General features: G+C 68.8%; 17 protein-coding genes and 1 other RNA gene. 16 read left to right on the forward strand and 2 right to left on the reverse strand.

Annotated features, from left to right (window positions below):
- Positions 1-58: 58 nt before the first annotated feature.
- Both rnpB and DFO45_RS18970 read left to right on the forward strand, forming a co-directional pair.
- An RNA gene (gene rnpB, locus DFO45_RS18965) (RNase P RNA component class A) lies at positions 59-436 on the forward strand.
- A gap of 137 nt (positions 437-573) precedes the next feature.
- Positions 574-1,899, forward strand: a complete 1,326-nt coding sequence (locus tag DFO45_RS18970; RefSeq protein WP_133866088.1) for a hypothetical protein — start codon at positions 574-576, stop codon at positions 1,897-1,899.
- Between the two features lie 47 nt (positions 1,900-1,946).
- Here DFO45_RS18970 and DFO45_RS18975 read toward each other — a convergent pair whose 3' ends face one another.
- Positions 1,947-2,969: an LLM class flavin-dependent oxidoreductase gene (locus tag DFO45_RS18975; protein WP_133866089.1), complete on the reverse strand. Its 1,023-nt coding sequence runs from the start codon at positions 2,967-2,969 to the stop codon at positions 1,947-1,949.
- A 169-nt stretch (positions 2,970-3,138) separates the two neighbouring features.
- Between DFO45_RS18975 and ftsW the strand changes: the two genes are divergently transcribed.
- The 12 genes from ftsW to lpxC all read left to right on the forward strand — a co-directional run bounded on the left by ftsW (position 3,139) and on the right by lpxC (position 16,297).
- The gene (ftsW, locus tag DFO45_RS18980) at positions 3,139-4,365 is read left to right on the forward strand and encodes a putative lipid II flippase FtsW (protein ID WP_012173073.1); all 1,227 of its coding nucleotides are present in this window, start codon (positions 3,139-3,141) and stop codon (positions 4,363-4,365) included.
- The gene (gene murG / locus DFO45_RS18985; protein WP_133866090.1) at positions 4,362-5,465 is read left to right on the forward strand and encodes an undecaprenyldiphospho-muramoylpentapeptide beta-N-acetylglucosaminyltransferase; all 1,104 of its coding nucleotides are present in this window, start codon (positions 4,362-4,364) and stop codon (positions 5,463-5,465) included. The genes ftsW and murG overlap by 4 nt, the downstream gene beginning before the upstream one ends.
- Positions 5,466-5,523: 58 nt before the next feature.
- Complete coding sequence (gene murC, locus DFO45_RS18990; RefSeq protein ID WP_133866091.1) at positions 5,524-6,927, forward strand: UDP-N-acetylmuramate--L-alanine ligase; 1,404 nt, start codon at positions 5,524-5,526, stop codon at positions 6,925-6,927.
- A gap of 34 nt (positions 6,928-6,961) precedes the next feature.
- Positions 6,962-7,264 carry a nucleotidyltransferase domain-containing protein gene (locus DFO45_RS18995; protein ID WP_133866092.1) on the forward strand — a complete coding sequence of 101 codons (303 nt, stop codon included), beginning with the start codon at positions 6,962-6,964 and terminating at the stop codon, positions 7,262-7,264.
- A 14-nt stretch (positions 7,265-7,278) separates the two neighbouring features.
- Positions 7,279-7,629 (forward strand): HepT-like ribonuclease domain-containing protein, encoded by a 351-nt coding sequence (locus DFO45_RS19000; RefSeq protein ID WP_245518180.1) that lies wholly within the window; start codon positions 7,279-7,281, stop codon positions 7,627-7,629.
- 90 nt (positions 7,630-7,719) lie between these two features.
- Positions 7,720-8,607, forward strand: coding sequence for a cation diffusion facilitator family transporter (locus tag DFO45_RS19005; protein WP_133866094.1), 888 nt, complete (start codon positions 7,720-7,722; stop codon positions 8,605-8,607).
- Positions 8,608-8,679: 72 nt separating this feature from the next.
- Positions 8,680-9,618 (forward strand): UDP-N-acetylmuramate dehydrogenase, encoded by a 939-nt coding sequence (gene murB, locus DFO45_RS19010; RefSeq protein ID WP_133866095.1) that lies wholly within the window; start codon positions 8,680-8,682, stop codon positions 9,616-9,618.
- A gap of 159 nt (positions 9,619-9,777) precedes the next feature.
- Positions 9,778-10,698, forward strand: coding sequence for a D-alanine--D-alanine ligase (locus tag DFO45_RS19015; RefSeq protein ID WP_133866096.1), 921 nt, complete (start codon positions 9,778-9,780; stop codon positions 10,696-10,698).
- 14 nt (positions 10,699-10,712) lie between these two features.
- Positions 10,713-11,699 carry a cell division protein FtsQ/DivIB gene (locus DFO45_RS19020; protein WP_012173081.1) on the forward strand — a complete coding sequence of 329 codons (987 nt, stop codon included), beginning with the start codon at positions 10,713-10,715 and terminating at the stop codon, positions 11,697-11,699.
- The gene (gene ftsA / locus DFO45_RS19025) at positions 11,696-13,021 is read left to right on the forward strand and encodes a cell division protein FtsA (protein ID WP_012173082.1); all 1,326 of its coding nucleotides are present in this window, start codon (positions 11,696-11,698) and stop codon (positions 13,019-13,021) included. The genes DFO45_RS19020 and ftsA overlap by 4 nt, the downstream gene beginning before the upstream one ends.
- Positions 13,022-13,109: 88 nt before the next feature.
- Complete coding sequence (gene ftsZ, locus DFO45_RS19030; protein WP_012173083.1) at positions 13,110-14,888, forward strand: cell division protein FtsZ; 1,779 nt, start codon at positions 13,110-13,112, stop codon at positions 14,886-14,888.
- A 479-nt stretch (positions 14,889-15,367) separates the two neighbouring features.
- Positions 15,368-16,297, forward strand: a complete 930-nt coding sequence (gene lpxC / locus DFO45_RS19035; RefSeq protein WP_133866097.1) for a UDP-3-O-acyl-N-acetylglucosamine deacetylase — start codon at positions 15,368-15,370, stop codon at positions 16,295-16,297.
- An 18-nt stretch (positions 16,298-16,315) separates the two neighbouring features.
- Here lpxC and DFO45_RS19040 read toward each other — a convergent pair whose 3' ends face one another.
- On the reverse strand, positions 16,316-17,149 hold the full coding sequence (locus DFO45_RS19040; protein WP_133866098.1) for an MBL fold metallo-hydrolase: 834 nt from the start codon (positions 17,147-17,149) through the stop codon (positions 16,316-16,318).
- A gap of 238 nt (positions 17,150-17,387) precedes the next feature.
- On the opposite strand from DFO45_RS19040, the gene DFO45_RS19045 reads away from it, so the two are divergent.
- Complete coding sequence (locus tag DFO45_RS19045; protein ID WP_012173086.1) at positions 17,388-18,242, forward strand: outer membrane protein assembly factor BamD; 855 nt, start codon at positions 17,388-17,390, stop codon at positions 18,240-18,242.
- 6 nt (positions 18,243-18,248) lie between these two features.
- Positions 18,249-19,928 carry a DNA repair protein RecN gene (recN, locus tag DFO45_RS19050; RefSeq protein WP_133866099.1) on the forward strand — a complete coding sequence of 560 codons (1,680 nt, stop codon included), beginning with the start codon at positions 18,249-18,251 and terminating at the stop codon, positions 19,926-19,928.
- Positions 19,929-19,934 lie beyond the last annotated feature (6 nt).

Below are 19,934 nucleotides of genomic sequence, written 5' to 3' on the forward strand. Positions count from 1 at the left end.
ACCGGTATTCACCCTCCAAGCCTTGACGCCCGGCCCGCGAACGCCCATTGGGAGGCGACCAGCCGGCCGGGCGGCCGCGGTGCCTTGTGCATCGAGGAAAGTCCGGGCTCCACGGAGACACGGTGCCGGATAACGTCCGGCGGGGGCGACCCTAGGGAAAGTGCCACAGAAATCAGACCGCCCGCGCGTGCGCGGGTAAGGGTGAAACGGTGGGGTAAGAGCCCACCGCGCGACCGGCAACGGAAGCGGCACGGCAAACCCCACCGGGAGCAAGGTCGAATAGGGACGGCACGGGCGCGCAAGCGCCCAATCCGGTCTTCGGATCGTCGTCCGGGTTGACTGCCAGAGGCGCCGGGTAACCGGCGTCCCAGAGGAATGGCCGCCACGTGGGAGAAATCCCGCCATACAGAACCCGGCTTACAGGCCGGCTGGTGCTCACCCCTTAACCCTGCCTGCATTCCGTGCATGGAAACGGCCCGCTTTCGCCAAGGCGGCGCTTCCCTCCGCCGGCGCGGCCGCTATCTTCCCCAGCGTGGTGGGTGCCGTCGCCCAGTTTCCCGCAGGGGTCTTCCCATGATTTCTCGTCGCTCGTGCCTGGCCGGCCTCGCCGGGCTCGCCCTTCCTGCCGTGTCGCGCACCGGATGGGCGCAGACCGCTCCGGCGCCGGCCGCAGCGTCCGCAGGCCTGCCCATGAACGGCCGCCTGACCCATCTCGCCTATTCCGACCAGGGCGGGCATCCCGACGGCGTGCAGGTCATGGTGAGCCGCAAGACGCTCTATGTGGGCCACATGTTCTCGAACGGCTTCACCGTCATGGACGTGGCGGACCCCACCAAGCCCACGCCGATCCAGTTCGTGGCCGCGCCGGCCAACACGCGCACCCATCACCTTCAGACCAATGGCGACCTGATGCTGCTCGCCTGCGGCGCGGACATCCCGACCATCGGCAAGTACAATCCGGGCCTGTCCTATTACCAGCAGTCCTTCGGCGGCAGCATGGCCGGCAAGGCGGACTTCGCCGCCGGCGTGAAGATCTATGACATCTCCAAGCCCGCCGCCCCGCGCGAGATCGGCTTCCTCAACATCCCCGGCATCGGCGTGAACCGCCTGTGGTATGCGGGCGGGCGCTACGCTTATATCGCCGCCCATATGGACGGCTTCACCGACCATTTCCTGGTCATTGCCGACATCAACGATCCCACCAAGCCTGAGATCATCGGCAAGTGGTGGATCCCCGGCATGTGGAAGGAAGGTGGCGAGACCCCGAGCTGGAGCGGCAAGCGCGTCGCCCTGCATCACATGATCGTCGCTGGCGATACGGGTTACGCGGCCTGGCGCGACGGCGGCTTCACCATTCTCGACCTGACGGACAAGACCAAGCCCAAGCTCGTCTCGCACGTGAACACCGCCCCGCCCTATCCGGGCGGCACGCACACCCCGCTGCCCTTGCCCGGCCGCAAGCTCGCGGTGATCGCGGACGAAAGCTCCAGCCTCAACTGCGCCAAGGGCCTCAGCTACACGTGGATCTATGACGTGCGGGCGCCGCAGAACCCGGTGTCCATCTCCTCCCTGCCGACGCCGAAAGAGGAGAATTTCTGCCGGACGGGCGAGAATTTCGGCCCGCACAACCTGCATGAGAACCGGCCAGAGACCTTCCAGAGCGAGGAGCTGATCTTCGCCACCTATCACAATGCGGGCCTGCGGGTGTTCGACATCCGCGATGCCTATGCCCCGCGCGAGGTTGCCCGCTTCGTGCCCCCGCCGCCCAAGCGCATCCTCGATCCGCGCCCCGGCAATGCACTGGCGCCGCAGACCTGCGATGTGAACGTGCAGACCGATGGCATCATCTATCTCAGCGACTGGAACGCCGGCCTGCACGTCCTGCGCTACGAGGGCTGAAGACTGCGGGGCGGTCGAGCCGCCCCGCTTGCCGCTTCAGATGAAACTCAGCGCCAGCCGAGCGCCGGCGCCACATGCTTCAGGATCGCCTCGATCACATGGGCGTTGTAGTCGACGCCCAGTTGGTTCGGCACGGTGAGGAGCAGGGTATCGGCCTCGGCGATCGCCTCGTCCTTGCGCAGTTCCTCGATCAGCACATCCGGCGTCGCCGCATAGCTGCGGCCGAAGATGGCGCGGGTCTTCTCGTCCAGAAAGCCGATCTGGTCGGCGCTTTCATTGCCCCGGCCGAAATAGGCGCGGTCCCGCTCGTCCACCAGCGCGAAGATGCTGCGGCTCACCGACACGCGCGGCTCCCGCGCATGGCCCGCCGCCTTCCAGGCCTCCCGATAGGCGCGGATCTGCTTGGCCTGCTGGATGTGGAAGGGCTCGCCCGTCTCGTCATCCTTCAGCGTCGAGCTTTGCAGGTTCATGCCCCGCTCCGCCGCCCAGACGGCGGTGGCGTTGGAGCCCGCGCCCCACCAGATACGCTCGCGCAGGCCTTCCGAATAAGGCTCAAGGCGCAACAGACCCGGCGGATTGGGGAACATGGGGCGCGGATTGGGCTTCGCGAAGCCTTCGCCCTTCAGGACGTCCAGCAGCACCTCGGCATGGCGCCGGCCCATGTCCGCATCGCTCTGCCCCTCGGCCGGCTGGTAGCCGAAATAGCGCCAGCCATCGATCACCTGCTCCGGCGAGCCCCGGCTGATGCCGAGCTGGAGGCGGCCTCCGGCGATGAGGTCCGCCGCCCCGGCATCCTCCGCCATGTAGAGCGGGTTCTCATAGCGCATGTCGATGACGGCGGTGCCGATCTCGATGCGGCTGGTCCTGGCCCCCACCGCTGCCAGCAGCGGGAAGGGCGACGCCAGCTGGCGCGCGAAATGGTGGACACGGAAATAGGCGCCGTCCGCGCCCAGTTCCTCCGCCGCCACCGCAAGGTCGATGGATTGCAGCAGCGCATCGCCCGCGGAGCGGGTTCCGGAATTGGGCGAGGGCGTCCAGTGGCCGAACGAGAGAAAACCGATCTTCTTCAAGGGTCACACGGGGATTTCGTGAAAGTTGGCCGGACGCTACGCCCCAAAGCGCGGCAGCGCCACTCACGCGCTCGTAAAGGCTGCCATGCCGCAGGCGCGCGGTCCTTAATCCGCCGTCAACCAAGTCCGCCCCATGGTGTCCGGCAGTTTCCGCCGGAGTGTTTTCGAGATGATGTCGCGCGCCGACCGCACCGTGCTGAGCGAGTGGTGGTGGACGGTGGACCGCCTGCTGCTCGGCAGCCTGCTGGTCCTGATGATGGTGGGCATCGTCCTGTGCCTCGCCGCCTCCCCGCCGGTCGCCGCGCGCCTCGGCATCAACGATCCCTTCCACTTCGTGGACCGGCAGATCTTCTTCCTGCTGCCGGCCATCGGCGTGCTGTTCGGCACGTCCTTCCTCCAGCCGCGCACCATCCGGCGCATCTGCGTCGTGGTGTTCGCGGTCTTTCTGGTGCTGCTGTTCGCCACGCTGGTGATCGGCCCGGAAGTGAAGGGCGCCCGGCGCTGGCTGAACCTCGCCGGCATCACCGTGCAGCCCTCCGAATTCCTGAAGCCCGCTTTCGTGGTGCTGGCCGCCTGGCTGTTCTCCGAAAGCGGCAAGCGGCCGGAAATGCCGGCCCAGTTCCTCGCCGTGGTGCTGCTCGGCTCCGTGCTGCTGCCCCTCGTGATGCAGCCGGACTTCGGCCAGACCACCCTCATCTGCCTCGTCTGGGGCGCCCTGTTTTTCCTCGCGGGCCTCAGGTGGATCTGGATGGTGGGCCTCGGCGGCGTCGGCGCGGCGGGCCTCTTCCTCGCCTATAAATTCGTGCCGCACGTGACCAAGCGCATCGACCGCTTCCTCGATCCGGCGAGCGGCGACACCTATCAGGTGGATACAGCGCTGGAGAGCTTCCGCCATGGCGGGTGGCTGGGACAGGGACCGGGCGAGGGCACGGTGAAGCGCATCCTCCCCGACGGCCACACGGACTTCGTGTTTTCCGTGGCGGCGGAGGAGTTCGGCATCATCCTGTGCCTCATCCTGCTGGCCTTGTTCGCCTTCATCATCCTGCGCAGCCTGAACCGGGCCGTGAAGGAGCAGGACCCCTTCTCCCGCTTCGCCGCCACCGGCCTTGCCATGCTGTTTGGCCTTCAGGCCTGCATCAACATGGCGGTGAACGTGCACCTGATGCCCGCCAAGGGCATGACCCTGCCCTTCATCTCCTATGGCGGCTCCTCGCTGATCTCCATCGCCTTCGGCATGGGCATGCTGCTCGCCTTCTGCCGCGCCAAGCCCGGCGCTTCGGCCATGGCGGCGCTGAGCGAGCCCATGTCGCTCCCCAAGGGCGCGGTGCTCGCCACCCCCATCGACCCGACGCACGCCGAAGACCACGCCGGCGGCCCCACGGCGGTGCCGGCGTGAGCAAGCTCGTCCTCCTCGCCGCCGGCGGCACCGGCGGCCATCTCTTCCCCGCCGAGGCGCTGGCCGCCGCGCTGGCCGCACGCGGCTTCACCATCGACCTTGCGACCGATTCCCGCGCCGCCCGCTATGCCGGCCACTTCCCGGCGCGCGAACTCCACGTGCTCTCCGCCGACACGGTGCGCGGGCGCTCGCCCGTGGCGCTTGCGAAGACCGCCTTGGCACTCGGTGGCGGCTTCCTTTCGGCGTTAATGCTGCTCCGGCGTATCAAGCCTGCCGTGGTGGTGGGCTTCGGCGGTTATCCCACCGTGCCGCCGTTGATGGCCGCCAGCCTCACTGGCGTGCCGAGCCTCGTGCATGAGGCGAACGGCGTGATGGGTCGCGCCAACCGCCTGCTGGCTGGGCGGGTGAAGGCCATCGCCACCGGATTTCCCGGCATTCTGGACAACGACCCGGCCCTCAAGGCCAAGGCAGTGTGGACCGGAAATCCCCTGCGCCCCGCCGTGCTGGAAGCGACCCGCATTCCCTATGCGCCGCCCACCGCCGACGGGCCGCTGAACCTCTTGGTGTTTGGCGGCAGCCAGGGCGCGCGGGTGATGTCCGACATCGTGCCGGACGGCCTCGCAAGGCTCGATCCCACGTTGCGAGCCCGCCTCAGGGTTGTGCAGCAGGCCCGCGCGGAAGACCTCGACCGCGTGCAGGGCACCTATGCGCAGGCCGGCATCACCGCCGAGGTGGCGCCCTTCTTTAACGATCTGCCTGCCCGCATGGCGGCGGCCCAGCTTGTCATCTCGCGTTCCGGCGCCTCCACGGTGGCCGAGCTCTCCGCCCTTGGCCGGCCAAGCCTTCTCGTGCCACTGCCGGGCGCGATCGATCAGGATCAGGCCGCCAATGCCAAGGCACTTGCCGCCACCGGCGGGGCGCTGCCCATCCCGCAGGCCGAGTTCACGCCCGAGCGCGTGGCGCGGGAGATCACGCGGCTTGCCGCCGCGCCCCAGACATTGACGCAGATGGCCGATGCGGCCAGAAGCGCGGGCGTGCTCGACGCCGCCGAACGGCTGGCGGACCTCGTCGCGCGCCTCGCCGGCTCGCCCTCGGCCTGATCAGACCTTTCGCGGCACCGCGCCCGGCGGCGCCGCCCGCAAACTGGACGACACCGCCATGAAGCTTCCCGAGGCCCTCGGCTCCATTCATTTCGTCGGCATCGGCGGCATCGGCATGAGCGGCATCGCGGAGGTGCTGAACAACCTCGGCTATACGGTGCAGGGCTCGGACGTGGCAGAGAACGCCAATGTGAAGCGCCTGCGCGAGAATGGCATCGCGGTCACCGTGGGCCACAAGGCGGAGAATATCGACGGCGCCGAGGTGGTGGTGGTCTCCTCCGCCATCAAGCGCGACAATCCCGAGCTGCTCGCCGCCCGCGCGAAGCGCCTGCCGGTGGTGCGCCGGGCCGAGATGCTGGCCGAGCTGATGCGCCTCAAGAGCTGCGTCGCCATCGCCGGCACCCATGGCAAGACCACCACCACCTCACTGGTGGCGACCCTCCTGGACAAGGGCGGTTTCGACCCCACCGTCATCAATGGCGGCATCATCAATGCCTATGGCACCAACGCCCGCCTCGGCGCCGGTGACTGGATGGTGGTGGAGGCGGACGAGAGCGACGGCACCTTCCTGAAGCTGCCGGCGGAAGTCGCCATCATCACCAATATCGACCCCGAGCACCTCGACCATTTCAAGACCTTCGACAAGGTGCAGGAGGCCTTCCGCACCTTCGTGGAGAACGTGCCCTTCTACGGCTTCGCGGTGATGTGCATCGACCATCCGGTGGTGCAGGCCCTCGTTGGCCGCATCGAGGACCGGCGCATCATCACCTATGGCGAGAACCCGCAGGCGGACGTGCGCCTCGTGGACGTGGACCTGCGCGGCGGCATCACCCGCTTCGGCGTCGTGTTCCGCGACCGGGCCGGCACCGCCGAGCACCGCATCGACGGGCTGAAGCTGCCCATGCCCGGCAAGCACAATGCGCTCAACGCCACCGCCGCCATTGCGGTCGCCCGTGAGCTGCGGGTGCCGGACGACCGCATCATCGAGGCCATCGGCGGCTTCGGCGGCGTGAAGCGGCGCTTCACCCGCACCGGCGAATGGAAGGGCGTGACCGTCTTCGACGATTACGGCCACCATCCGGTGGAGATTTCCGCCGTGCTGCGCGCCGCCCGCGCCGCCACGGACGGACAGGTGATCGCCGTGGTGCAGCCCCACCGCTACACCCGCCTCGCCTCGCTGTTCGATGAATTCTGCACCTGCTTCAACGACGCCGACCATGTGATCGTCGCCCCTGTCTATGCGGCGGGCGAGAGCCCGGTGCCGGGCGCCGACAGCGAGCATCTGGTGCAGGGCCTGCGCGCCCGCGGCCACCGCTCGGTGACGCCGTTGAAAGGGCCGGAGGAACTGGCCGGCCTCGTCGCGGGTCTCGCCAAGCCCGGCGACTTCGTCATCTGCCTCGGCGCCGGCACCATCACCCAATGGGCCTATGCCCTGCCGGGCGAACTGGAGAAGCTGGGCTGAGGAGCCATCGGGCGCATTGTGCTATGATCCTCCCATGTCCCTCTCGCGCGACGAGCTGATCGAAGCCCTCATCGCCCTTGAGCCGCAGTTGCGGGCCGAGGGCGTGACCGGGCTTGCGCTGTTCGGCTCCCGCGCCCGCGGCGACCACCGCCCGGACAGCGATGTAGACGTCGCCATCGATGTTGCGGCCAATTCGCGCTTTTCGCTGATCGATCTCGTGGGTGTCGCGCACCACATCGAAGACCGGGTCGGCGTTCCAGCCAATATTTTCATGCGGCGCAGCCTGGATGACAGCTTCCGCCGCACGTTGGCGCGGGACGGCATCGAGGTCTTCTGATGGGCGAGCGAGAGATGTTCCGCCTGCGCGACATGCAGGAGAGCATCCGGGACATCCGCGCGCTGCTGGAAGGCCGTGCCTTCCAAATCCTGCTCACCGACCGGGCGGTTCGTGCCGCCTACGAACGCTTCCTTGAAATCCTGAGCGAAGCGTCTCGCCACGTGCCGGAGGCCTGGAAGGCGGAAGCACCGGAAATTCCGTGGCGCCGTATCGCGGACCTCGGCAACCACATCCGCCACGCTTACAATCGGATCGATCTGGAAATCCTTTGGGACATCTACGCCCGGCAATTGGACGAGCTGGAGCAGGCGGTCGACCGCCTGCTGGAACGTTTTGGCGGAGAGAGCCCACCCTTTGCCCGCTAAGCACAGGCGGCCTGCAAAGGGTACGGTTGCGTTGCGGGAGGGGACGGGCTAGGCATCCCCCCATCCACCGGTCGAGCCTCGGAGACGCCCATGAGCCGCAACCTTCAGGTGGCAGCCGCAAGCGTCTTGATCGGGGCCATCGTCCTGGCCCTCAAGGGCGCGGCCTATTGGGTCACCGGCTCCATCGCCCTTCTGTCCGACGCGCTGGAAAGCATCATCAATGTCGCGGCCTCGCTCGCGGCCTTCTTCGCGCTCCAGATCAGCGGCCGGCCGGCCGACGACAACCATCCCTACGGGCACCACAAGGCCGAGTATTTCTCCGCCGTGCTCGAAGGCGTGCTGATCGTCGTCGCCTCCCTCTCCATCCTGCGGGAGGCCTATTACGGCTTCCTCGATCCGCATTTCCCCGAGCAGCCGCTGAACGGCATGCTGCTGAACGGCGCCGCCACCATCATCAACGCCGTGTGGTGCGTGGTGCTGCTGCGCATCGGCAAGGCGCGCCGCTCGCCGGCCCTCATCGCCGACGGCAAGCACCTCATGACCGACGTGGTCACCTCGGTCGGCGTGCTGTGCGGCTTCATCCTCGTGCCGGTCACGGGCTGGCCGCAGCTCGATCCCATCCTCGCCGGCCTCGTCGCCATCAACATCCTCTGGACCGGCTGGGGCCTGATGCGCGAGTCGGTAGGCGGGCTCATGGACGCCGCTCCGCCGCCGGACGTGGTGGGCCGCATCCGCGAACTCGTCTCCACCCATGCCGCTGGCGCCATCGAGGCGCACGACCTGCGCACCCGCCATGCCGGCCGCATGACTTTCGTGGAATTCCACCTCGTGGTGCCCGGCGACATGACGGTCGCCGCCGCCCATGTGATCTGCGACCGCATCGAGCGGGCGCTGGAGGAGGAGATGGACGACACCATCATCACCATCCATGTGGAACCCGAAGGCGAGGCCAAGCATCGGGGCGTGGTGGTGCTCTGAAGCGGGCCGCGACCCGACGCGCGGCCACACCCCGCATTGGCAGCCGGTGCTGGAGGGGCTAAAGCCCCGCCCATGACTTCGCCTGCCGCCGCGCCCGCCTTTCCCGATCTCGTGCCCGACCTTGCCGCTGCACTTCCCGAGCTGCGCGGCAAGCTCACCGCCAATGCCCCCATCGCCGATGTGACCTGGTTCCGCGTCGGCGGACCGGCGCAGGTGCTGTTCCAGCCGGCGGACGAGGCGGACCTCGCCTATGCGCTGGCGCACCTGCCGGCGGAGATCCCGGTCACGGTCATCGGCCTCGGCTCCAACCTCATCGTGCGCGACGGCGGGGTGCCCGGCATGGTGATCCGGCTGGGGCGAGGCTTCACCGACATTGCGGTGGACGGCACCACGATCCTCGCGGGTGCGGGCGTGCCGGACGTGAAGGTGGCGCGGGCGGCGGCGGATGCAGGGCTCGCGGGCCTTGCCTTCCTGCGCGGCATTCCCGGCGCCATCGGCGGCGCCCTGCGCATGAATGGCGGCGCCTATGGCGGCGAGACCAAGGACGCCCTCGTCAGCGCCCGCGCCGTGGACCGGGCCGGGCGCATCCATGTCCTCTCGCTGGCGGACATGGGCTTCACCTATCGCCACAGCGCCGCGCCGGAGGACTTCATCTTCACGCAGGCGACCTTCCGCGGCACGCCGGGCAACGTGGCCGAAATTCAGGCGGAGATGGAGCGCATCACCTCCTCCCGCGAGGCGACCCAGCCCATCAAGAGCCGCACCGGCGGATCCACCTTCAAGAACCCGCCTGGACAGAAGGCCTGGCAGCTCGTGGACGCCGCCGGCTGCCGCGGCCTCGTCATGGGCCGCGCGCAAGTGTCGGAGATGCACACCAACTTCCTCATCAATCTCGGCGGCGCCACCGCCGCCGAGATCGAAGGCCTCGGTGAGGAAGTCCGCCGCCGGGTGCTGGAAACCAGCGGCGTAACGCTGGAGTGGGAAATCAAGCGGATCGGCCTTCCGGCCTGACACTCGCGGCTCTGCGCCCGGATCAGACACGCCGCGTCCCCGCCACGTCTCAGCCTCACGCCCGCCCTTAGGAAATTACACACCGCCCTGAGGTTAACTGTGCCGATGCGGGCGCCCGTGCGGGGTGCACCGCGGGCGTAGGTCGGGAGTTCGGGCGAGATGGCGAAGCATGTGGCTGTGCTGATGGGCGGATGGTCTCCGGAACGGGAGGTCTCGCTCCGGTCCGGCGCCGGCTGCGCCAAGGCGCTGGAAGAGGTCGGCTACCGCGTCACCCGCGTGGATGTGGACCGCAACGTCGCCGAGGTGCTCGCCCGCCTCAAGCCAGACGTGGCGCTGAACCTGCTGCACGGCTGCCCCGGCGAGGACGGGACCATCCAGGGCATCCTCGAAATCCTGCGCATTCCCTATTCCCATTCCGGCGTGCTCGCCTCCGCGCTCGCCATGGACAAGGCCCGCGCCAAGGTGGTGATGGCGGCGGCCGGCATTCCCGTGCCCGGCGGCCATCTCGTCACGCGGGCGGAAGCGGCGAAGGGCCACGTCCTGCCCCCGCCTTATGTGCTCAAGCCCAATACCGGCGGCTCCAGCGTCGGCGTCTTCATCGTCAAGGAAGACCAGCCGCATCCGCCGCAGGAGCTGTTCCGCGCCGACTGGACGTTCGGCGAATCACTGATGGCCGAGCCCTTCATCAAGGGCCTCGAACTCACCTGCGGCGTGATGGGCGACCACGCGCTGGACGTGATCGAGGTGGAAGCTGTGCACGGCTTCTACGATTATGAGTCCAAATACGCCGCCGGCGGCTCCCGCCACATCCTTCCGGCGCGCGTTTTACCCCAAATTTACCAACAGGTCCGGATGCTGGCCCTTGAAGCGCACCGCGCGCTCGGCTGCCGGGGGATCTCCCGTGCTGACTTCCGCTATGACGACACCCTTCCCGATGGAAAGGGGCTCGTGTGCCTGGAGGTCAACACACAGCCCGGCATGACCGAGACGTCTCTGGTGCCGGACATGGCGGCCCATGCGGGCATTTCCTTCGGCGAGCTTGTGACATGGATGGTCGAGGACGCGACGCTGGATCGCTGAGGCAGGAGGCCCCGATGGCCAACCCCAGCCCGGCCCGGCCGCGCCCGGCCGGCGAACCCACCCAGACCCGCCGCCCGGCCCCGCCGCAGGCGGCTGCGGCGCGGCGCCACAAGCCGCGCCCCATCAGCGACTTCCGGCCGCCCAGCCGGCTCTCCCTGCTGCTGCACCGGCTCTCGGTGCGCATGGGTGCCTCCAGCATCGGGCGGCGCAGCGGCGGTGTGCTGGCTTGGCTGGTGATCGGCGGCTTCGTCGCCTATGGCACCGTGCTCGGCGGCCATGTGGAGGAAGCCCGCTCGCTCGCCGTGGACGTGGGCGACTTGGCCGCCAATGTCGCCGGCTTCCGCATCAAGCAGGTGGACCTCTCCGGCCAGAACCACGTCACCCCCGCCGAGATCCTGGCGGCGGCCGGCATCAAGCAGACCACCTCGCTGCTGCTGGTGGACGCCGATGCCACCCGCCAGAAGCTGGAGGAGATGCCGTGGATCGCCAGCGCCACCGTGCGCAAGCTCTATCCTGACAAGATCCAGATCGCGGTGGTGGAGCGTCAGGCCTATGCCCTCTGGCAGGTGAATGGCGAGCTCAAGGTCATCGCCCGCGACGGCACGCCCATCGCCCCCTATTCGGATGATCCGCGCTACATCAGCCTGCCCATCGTGGTGGGAGAGGGCGCGCAGAAGCAGGTTCAGGACATCGTCGATGCCCTCGGCCGCGTGCCGGCGGTGCGTGACCAGGTGCGCGCCTCCATTCTGGTCGCCGGTCGGCGCTGGACGCTGAAGCTGCGAAACGGCATCGACGTGCGCCTGCCCGAGCAGGGGCTCGACGGCGCCCTCACCGAACTCGCCGATCTCGATCGCGACAAGAAACTGCTCACCCGCGACATCACCATCGTGGACCTGCGACTGCCCGACCGGGTCGTCGTCCGCCTGTCCGACGCTGCCGCAGATGCCCGGATGCAGATGCTCAAAGCCCGTGCCAAGGCCAAGAAGGTAGGCGCCACATGAGGTCTCGCCTCGCTCAGGGCTTCGCCCCGAAGATGCGCCCGCTGCCGCCCAAGAAGAGCGGCATCGTCGGCGTGCTGGATATCGGCACCAGCAAGATCGTGTGCATGATCGCCCGCCTGAAGCCGCGACCGGCCTCCGACGTGCTGCGGCGGCGCACCCACTCCATCGACGTGCTCGGCATCGGCCACACCCGCGCCCATGGCGTGAAGGGCGGCGCGGTGGTGGACATGGCCCGCGCGGAGGCCGCGATCCGGCAGGCTGTGGACATGGCCGAGCGCGCCTCGGGCGTGCAGATCGCCTCCGTCATTCTCGGCGTCTCCGGCGCCCGCCTGTCCTCGCAGCATTACGAGGCGCAGGTGCGCATCACCGCCTCGGCGGTGGAGGAGTTCGACATCCGCCGCGTGCTGGAAGCCGCCTCCACTTATGCGGTGGGCGACGGGCGCGCAGTGATGCATGCGCTTCCCGTGGGCTACACGCTCGACAGCCGGCGCGGCATCGGCGAGCCGTGCGGCATGCTGGGCAAGGAGCTCGGCGTCGACATGCATGTGGTGACGGGCGACCTCACCTCACTGAAGAATCTCGTGCTGTGCGTGGAGCGCTGCCATCTCGGCATCGAGGCCATGGTGGCCGCGCCCTATGCGGCGGCGCTCTCCTCGCTTACCGACGACGAGATGGAACTCGGCGTCACGCTCATCGACATGGGCGCCGGCACCACCACCTTCTCGGTGGTCTCGGGCGGACACTGCATCCATGTGGACGGCATCGCGGTGGGCGGCCAGCACATCACCAATGACGTGGCGCGCGGCCTGCCGGCCCGCCTCGCCGACGCCGAGCGCCTGAAGGCGCTGCACGGCGCGGTGGTCGCGGTCTCGTCCGACGAGCACGACATGCTGACCATCCCGCCGCTTTCGGGCGACGAGCGGGACCAGCCCAACCTCGTGCCGAAGTCGCGTCTGGTGACGATTGTGAAACCACGTGCGGAAGAAATCGTGGAGCTGATTCGCGATCGCCTGAAGGCCTCCGGCCACGTGGGCGATGCGGCGCGCCGCCTCGTGCTCACGGGCGGGGCCGCGCAGCTCCAGGGCCTGCCGGACCTCATGGCCCGTGTCATCGGCCCGCAGGTGCGAATCGGCCGCCCGCTTGGGGTTTCCCGCCTGCCGGAAGCGGCGCGAGGCACGGCCTTTGCCGTGGCGGCGGGCCTGCTCGTCTATCCGCAGGTGGCGGGCCTCGAACATTTCGAGCCGCGGCGGCGTCAAGCCGTCGGGGCGGAGAGCGGCTCTTATTTCGGCCGCGTTGGTCAATGGCTGCGTGACAGCTTTTAGAGATGGTTAACCGTGAGCCGCTTAACTAGGGGCAGACCACGGATTCGGAACCGTCGGGACGGCGCTTCGGGCGCAACGGAGTGAGGACATGTCGATCAACCTTCAGATGCCCGACATTCGGGAGTTGCGGCCCAGGATCACGGTGTTTGGATGCGGCGGTGCCGGTGGCAACGCGGTGAACAACATGATCAGCGCCGGCCTGTCCGGCGTGGAGTTCGTGGTTGCGAACACCGATGCCCAGGCGCTCTCGCTCTCCAAGGCCGACCGGCTCGTCCAGATGGGCGTCGCCGTCACCGAAGGCCTCGGCGCCGGTTCGCAGCCGGAAGTCGGCCGCGCCGCCGCCGAAGAAGTCATTGACGAGATCCGCGACCACCTGTCCGGCTCGCACATGGTGTTCATCACCGCCGGCATGGGCGGTGGCACCGGCACCGGCGCTGCCCCCGTGGTGGCCCGCGCCGCCCGCGAGCTCGGCATCCTGACCGTCGGCGTCGTGACCAAGCCCTTCCACTTCGAGGGCCAGCGCCGCATGCGCGTTGCCGAACACGGCATCAACGAGCTGCAGAAGACGGTCGATACGCTGATCGTCATCCCGAACCAGAACCTGTTCCGGGTGGCCAACGAGAAGACCACCTTCGCCGACGCCTTCGCGATGGCCGACCAGGTGCTCTATTCCGGCGTCGCCTGCATCACCGACCTCATGGTGAAGGAAGGCCTCATCAACCTCGACTTCGCCGACGTCCGCGCCGTGATGCGCGACATGGGCAAGGCGATGATGGGCACCGGCGAGGCTTCGGGCGACAAGCGCGCCCTCCAGGCGGCGGAAGCCGCCATCGCCAACCCGCTGCTGGACGAAATCTCCATGCGCGGCGCCGGCGGCCTGCTCATCTCCATCACCGGCGGCAACGACATGACGCTGTTCGAGGTGGACGAGGCGGCGACCCGCATCCGCGAGGAAGTGGATCCCGACGCCAACATCATCCTCGGCGCGACCTTCGACCAGTCGCTGGACGGCATCATCCGCGTGTCGGTGGTCGCCACCGGGATCGACCCGGCGGTGGTTCCCGAGCAGATCCAGACCAGCACGACGCTGGGCGAGTTCCAGGGCCGCAAGATGTCCAACGCCGGCCGCGCCGCCGTGGAGCAGGCCCGCGAGGCCCAGATCCGCAGCGCGGTGGCTTCCATCTCCGCCGAGGACCTGATGGACCTCGAGCCGGCGGCCCCGCCTGCCCCGCCGGTGGCCCAGCAGCCGCTGCCCCAGCCGACCGCCTATCGTGAGCCTGCCCCGCAGCAGGCTCCGGCGCCCCAGCCGGCGCCCCGGCAGTCCTTTCCCGAGCGCACCACCCAGCCGGCGCAGGTGGTGGACGAAGTGACCATCCGCGCCGCCACGCCGAAGCCCTCCTTCTTCGTGGAGCCCGAGCAGCCCCCGGCGCCCCCGCCGGTGGTCGAGGACGAGTTCGCGCCTTACATCCCGCCGCAGACCCAGCGTCCGCGTGCGCCCCGCATGCCCCGCGTGGATGAACTCCCCGTGCCGGCGCAGAACCAGATCCGCGCCCAGCGCGGCGAGGCTCCGGTGGAGCAGAAGCGCATGACGCTGCTCCAGCGCCTTGCCAGCGTCGGCGGCCTCGGCCGCAGCCATGACGAGCCGGAAGCTCCTCCGGCCCGCCGCGAGCAGCCGAGCATGCGGGCTCCCGAGCCCCGTGGCGCCGATCCCCGCATGGGCGGCCGTCCCGGCGATCCTGTCTCCGAATTCGCCAAGCGCCCGGCCACCCGGCCGCAGGCGGAAGTGCCCAGCCGTCAGGCGCCCCAGCAGGGCCATGACGACGACCAGCTGGACATCCCGGCCTTCCTGCGCCGTCAGGCGAACTGAGCCAAGAGACGACCCCGGCAGGCGATGGGCCCCGCTCATCGCCTCCGGAGACCACGGTACCTGAACGATTCAAGGCGCGGATGCCTGTCATCCCAGCGCCTTGGCAAGAGGTCCGCCGCGACGCCGGCTTTGTCCGAATCTGCGCCGCGACGCACCCGGGGCGAACAGCCCCGGAGGGACACGACCTTCCGAATCCGGTCCCTTCCGTTGTAACAAACCTGATGCGCCCGGCGGCAACGTCGGGCGCAACTTTTTGATAATCATAAGGAATTTGGCAACCATCCACCGTAACAGGCGGTAAGCAAGCGTGATTTGTGGCAGCGCACCCCTGCGACTAGGGTGCAGCCCATCCGAAGCGATCACGCGCCGCGCCCAGTGCAGACTGTGAGCATGGCGAAACTGGCGCCGCAGGATGTTGGTTGAGGGGCGAAGTGATGGCAGGGCGGACTGCCAGCGCCTTCGAGACGGATGGGTAGAAGATGCAGACCACTCTGGCCGATACGGTGATGCTCACGGGCGTCGGAGTTCACGGCGGCATCGAAGCCCGTCTCCAGATCCATCCCGCATCTCCCGACACCGGCATCGTCTTCCAGCGCACCTTCTCGGATCAGGCTCCCCGCAAGATTTCCGTTTCCCGCCAGTCGGTGCAGGCCACCGACCTTGCGACCGTGCTCGGTGACAAGACCGGCATCCTCGTTTCCACCGTCGAGCACATGCTCTCGGCGCTGTCGGGCCTCGGCATCGACAATGCGCTGATCGAGATCGACGGCCCCGAGGTTCCGATCCTCGACGGCAGCGCCGCCCCCATCGTCGCCGCCATCGACGCGGTCGGCACGGTGAAGCAGAAGGCCCGCCGCAAGTTCCTCAAGGTGCTGAAGCCGGTCCGGGTCGAGAACGGTTCCTCCTTCGGCGAGCTGCGTCCCTACGATGCCGGCTTCCGACTCGAAGTCGAGATCGAGTTCGATCACCAACGCATCGGCCGCCAGCGCTTCGCGGCGACCATGACGCCCTCCGTCTTCCGCCGTGAACTCGCCTTCGCCCGCACCTTCGGCTTCCTGAAGGATGTGGAACGCCTGCGGTCCGCCGGTTATGCCCGCGGCGCCTCGCTGGACAACACCGTCTGCCTCGCGGACGACGGCATCCTGAACGACGGCGGCCTGCGCGCCAGCGACGAATTCGTCCGCCACAAGGCGCTGGACGCGCTGGGCGACCTCGCCCTCGCCGGCCTGCCGCTGCTCGGCCGCTATTCGTCCTTCCGGGGCGGCCACAAGCTGAACTTCCAGGTGGTGGACGCCCTGCTCGCCGACCGCACCGCCTATGCGGTTGTGGAAGCCACCGAGATGGGCCGCCGCGACGCCGCCGAGATCGTGTTCGGCCAGCCCGTCGCCGCGTACGCGCCGGAGCGCTGAGCCTGGGTTGCCGGCCGCTCAGGCCGGCGTCAGTCGGAAGCCGTCGCCTTCCGCCGCAACCTTCTGAAATCCTGTGATGTGCCCGCCCGCGACGGTCCAGCCTTCGCGGGCGGCTTGCGTCAGCGCCTCTCGCCGGGAGGCGGCGGCCAGCGACGGATCGAGATCATAGATCACGCCCACATCGGGATCCGGCGCCTGCACTTCCCCCACATGCAGCGCGTCGCCCCATATGAGCAGCCCCTCCCCCTCGCCGGCGACGAGGTAGCCCGTATGGCCCGGCGTGTGCCCCGGCAGCGGCAGGGCCGTGATGCCCGGCAGCACGTCGCCCAAAGGGATGCCCCGCACCCGGTCGCCATAGGCCTCGAGCACCGCAGCCGTCACATCGAAGCCACCCCGGCGCGCCGGCGGCGTGCGCGCGCGTGCCGCATCGGACGTGAAGAAGGCGAGTTCCGCGTCCGGCACGAGGATCTCGGCCCGCGGAAAATAGGCGGCCCCGTCCGCAACGAGGCCGAGGGCGTGATCACCATGGAGATGCGTGATGAGCACCCGCGCGATCTCATCCGGAGCCACACCCTCGCCCGCCAGGGCCTGACGGGCATGGCCGAAGTTCGCGCCCCAGGCGGGGCCCGTGCCCGCGTCCACCAGCATGGCGCCGGAGGGGCCGCGCAGCAGGAAGCAGTTGACGTCCACCGCCACCGTGGGCTGCCCCTCGCGCAACGGGAGGCCAGCGCGTGCGCGCGCCACCGCAGCCTCGCCGCCCGGATGGGTCAGCACGTCTCCGGGGGCGGAGAAGAAGCCGTCCCGCAGCAGAGTGACGGTGTACGCGCCGAACCGGCGGGAAACGCTGGACATGGCAAACTCGGGGTAAATGGACCTCGCCCGATCATGCCCCACCGCGCTCGCCGGGCCACCGGCCCCCGGTTGCAGGCTTGCCGCCAGTCCACAGCCGCGATATTTCCACTGCCTGACACGACGTTTGCGGTCTGTTCACGACCGGCCGCCACAATGCCGGCGGAAAGCGCCTTTAGCGCCGGAAGCGGTGACCCCTTTGCGCCAGCGTAGGCGTGCGCCTTCAACGGGATCTGAACGTATGCGCCTTTTCATTGACGCGGCTGTGTTTCGCGCCGGGACGTCCCGCGCTGCGGCTCTGCTGGGAGTTGTCCTCGTTTCCGCCACGCTGGCGGGCTGCGCCAATGACAAGGATGTCATGGCGCCCGATGAGCCGGCCGAGAAGATCTATAACGAAGGCCTGACGCTGCTGAACAAGGGTGACCTCGACGGCGCCGCCAAGCGCTTCGAGGACATCGACAAGACGCACCCCTATTCCGAGTGGGCCCGCAAGGCCCTGCTTATGGACACCTATGTCTATTACGAGGCCGGCAAGTACGACGACGCCATCTCGGCCGGCAAGCGCTACCTCGCCCTGCATCCGGGCTCGCAGGACGCGCCCTACGTCTCCTATCTCGTCGCCTCCTCGCTGTATGACAGCATTCCGGACATCAGCCGCGACCAGCGCCGCACCCGCCAGGCGCTCGACGCTCTGGACGACGTGATTCGCAAGTATCCCAACACCGAGTATGCGGCCGGCGCCAAGCGCAAGGTCGAGGTGGCCCGCGACCAGCTCGCCGGCAAGGAGATGCTGATCGGCCGCTACTATCTGGAGCAGCGCAACTACACGGGCGCGATCAACCGCTTCAAGGTGGTCATCACCCAGTACCAGACGACCCGCCAGACCGAGGAAGCCCTCTTCCGCATCACGGAAGCCTATATGGCGCTCGGCATCGTCAACGAGGCGCAGACCGCCGCCGCCGTTCTGGGCTACAACTATCCAGACAGCCAGTGGTATAAGGACGCCTTCAAGCTGGTCCAGTCCAAGGGTCTCCTGCCGCAGGAGAACAAGGCGTCCTGGATCAGTCAGGCCTTCAAGAAGTTGGGCGTCGGCTGACCTGCCATGATCTCGTCCCTCTCGATCCGGGACATCGTTCTTATCGAGAGGCTTGATCTCGCCCTGAACGGCGGGCTCACCGTCCTCACGGGCGAAACGGGCGCGGGCAAATCCATCCTGCTGGATGCGCTGTCCCTCGCTCTGGGCGGGCGGGGCGACGGCTCGCTGGTCCGCCATGGCGCGGACAAGGGCCAGATCACCGCCGTCTTCGACATCGCCCTCGACCATCCCGCCCGCGCCCTGCTGCAGGGCGCCGACATCGCCGACGAGGGCGAGATCGTCGTGCGCCGGGTGCAGATGGCCGACGGGCGCACCCGCGCCACCATCAACGAACAGCCGGTCTCGGTGCAGACCCTGCGCGCGCTGGGCGCACTGCTGGTGGAACTGCACGGCCAGCATGACGACCGCGCACTGGTGGACCCCGCGACCCACCGCGCCCTTCTGGACGCCTTCGGCGGCCTTGGCGCCGACGTGCGCAAGGTCTCCGAACTCTGGCGCGCCTGGCGCGCCGTGCTGGCGGATGCCGATGCCGAGCGCGCCCGTCTGGAAGCCGCCGCGCGGGAAGCCGACTACATCCGCCACGCGGTGGACGAACTCGCCAAGCTCGCGCCCGAGGAGGGCGAGGAAACTGCACTCTCCGAGCGCCGCACCTTCATGATGCGGTCCGAGAAGATCGCCGGCGATCTTTCCGAAGCGCTGGACGCGGTGGGCGGCCATGGCTCACCCGTGCCGACACTCGCCGCCGCCGTGCGCCGTCTGGAGCGGCGGGCGGGCGAATCGCAGGATCTCGTGCAGCCGGCGGTGGAGGCCATCGACATCGCGCTCGACGCTCTGGAGACCGCCCGCGCGCATCTGGAAGCCGCGCTCTCGGCCACGGCCTTCAACCCGCGCGAACTGGAGCAGATCGAGGAGCGGCTGTTCGCTTTGCGCGCCGCCGCCCGCAAGTATGGCGGCGCGGTGGACGACCTGCCGAAGGTGCAGGCGAAGTTCGAGGCGGACCTCGCCGCGCTCGACCGGAGCGCGGCCACCCTCGCCGGCCTCGAGGAGCGCACCGCCGCCGCCGAGGCCGCCTATCGCGCCGCCGCCGCGAAGCTCGCCCAGCGCCGCGCCAAGGCCGCCGCCAGCCTCGACAAGGCGGTGGATGCCGAACTGCCGCCGCTGAAGCTGGAGCGCGCGCATTTCACCGCCCGCATCGACAGCGACCCGGCGCAGGCGGGACCAGAGGGCTACGACCGCGTGGAATTCTGGGTGCAGACCAACCCCGGCACCCGCCCCGGCCCGATGATGAAGGTGGCGTCCGGCGGCGAGCTTTCCCGCTTCCTGCTGGCGCTCAAGGTGGTACTGGCCGATCGCGGCTCGGCCCCGACCCTGATCTTCGACGAGATCGACAGTGGCGTCGGCGGCGCGGTGGCCGCGGCCATCGGCCAGCGCCTCGCGCGGTTGGCGGGCAAGGTCCAGGTGCTGGCCGTGACGCATGCCCCGCAGGTGGCCGCGCGCGCCGGCCAGCATCTGCTCATCTCCAAGGCGAGCGCGCCGGGGGCCAAGAAGGACGCGCCCGTGACCACCCGCGTCGCCCCCCTCACCGACGAGCACCGCCGCGAGGAAATCGCCCGCATGCTCGCCGGCGCCACCGTCACCGCCGAAGCCCGCGCCGCTGCCGAGCGTCTGCTGGGAGCGGAAGGGTAGGCGCCC

Origin of the sequence: Azorhizobium sp. AG788, from assembly GCF_004364705.1 — a bacterium.
Classification (GTDB): domain Bacteria; phylum Pseudomonadota; class Alphaproteobacteria; order Rhizobiales; family Xanthobacteraceae; genus Azorhizobium; species Azorhizobium caulinodans.

Excerpts from the sequence above, each read along its gene's own strand:
- DFO45_RS18970 (WP_133866088.1), top strand. The coding sequence starts at position 574 with ATGATTTCTCGTCGCTCGTGCCTGGCCGGCCTCGCCGGGCTCGCCCTT.
- ftsW (WP_012173073.1), top strand. The coding sequence starts at position 3,139 with ATGATGTCGCGCGCCGACCGCACCGTGCTGAGCGAGTGGTGGTGGACG.
- murC (WP_133866091.1), top strand. The coding sequence starts at position 5,524 with ATGAAGCTTCCCGAGGCCCTCGGCTCCATTCATTTCGTCGGCATCGGC.
- DFO45_RS18995 (WP_133866092.1), top strand. The coding sequence starts at position 6,962 with ATGTCCCTCTCGCGCGACGAGCTGATCGAAGCCCTCATCGCCCTTGAG.
- DFO45_RS19000 (WP_245518180.1), top strand. The coding sequence starts at position 7,279 with ATGTTCCGCCTGCGCGACATGCAGGAGAGCATCCGGGACATCCGCGCG.
- DFO45_RS19005 (WP_133866094.1), top strand. The coding sequence starts at position 7,720 with ATGAGCCGCAACCTTCAGGTGGCAGCCGCAAGCGTCTTGATCGGGGCC.
- murB (WP_133866095.1), top strand. The coding sequence starts at position 8,680 with ATGACTTCGCCTGCCGCCGCGCCCGCCTTTCCCGATCTCGTGCCCGAC.
- DFO45_RS19015 (WP_133866096.1), top strand. The coding sequence starts at position 9,778 with ATGGCGAAGCATGTGGCTGTGCTGATGGGCGGATGGTCTCCGGAACGG.
- DFO45_RS19020 (WP_012173081.1), top strand. The coding sequence starts at position 10,713 with ATGGCCAACCCCAGCCCGGCCCGGCCGCGCCCGGCCGGCGAACCCACC.
- ftsA (WP_012173082.1), top strand. The coding sequence starts at position 11,696 with ATGAGGTCTCGCCTCGCTCAGGGCTTCGCCCCGAAGATGCGCCCGCTG.
- ftsZ (WP_012173083.1), top strand. The coding sequence starts at position 13,110 with ATGTCGATCAACCTTCAGATGCCCGACATTCGGGAGTTGCGGCCCAGG.
- lpxC (WP_133866097.1), top strand. The coding sequence starts at position 15,368 with ATGCAGACCACTCTGGCCGATACGGTGATGCTCACGGGCGTCGGAGTT.
- DFO45_RS19040 (WP_133866098.1), bottom strand. The coding sequence starts at position 17,149 with ATGTCCAGCGTTTCCCGCCGGTTCGGCGCGTACACCGTCACTCTGCTG.
- DFO45_RS19045 (WP_012173086.1), top strand. The coding sequence starts at position 17,388 with ATGCGCCTTTTCATTGACGCGGCTGTGTTTCGCGCCGGGACGTCCCGC.
- recN (WP_133866099.1), top strand. The coding sequence starts at position 18,249 with ATGATCTCGTCCCTCTCGATCCGGGACATCGTTCTTATCGAGAGGCTT.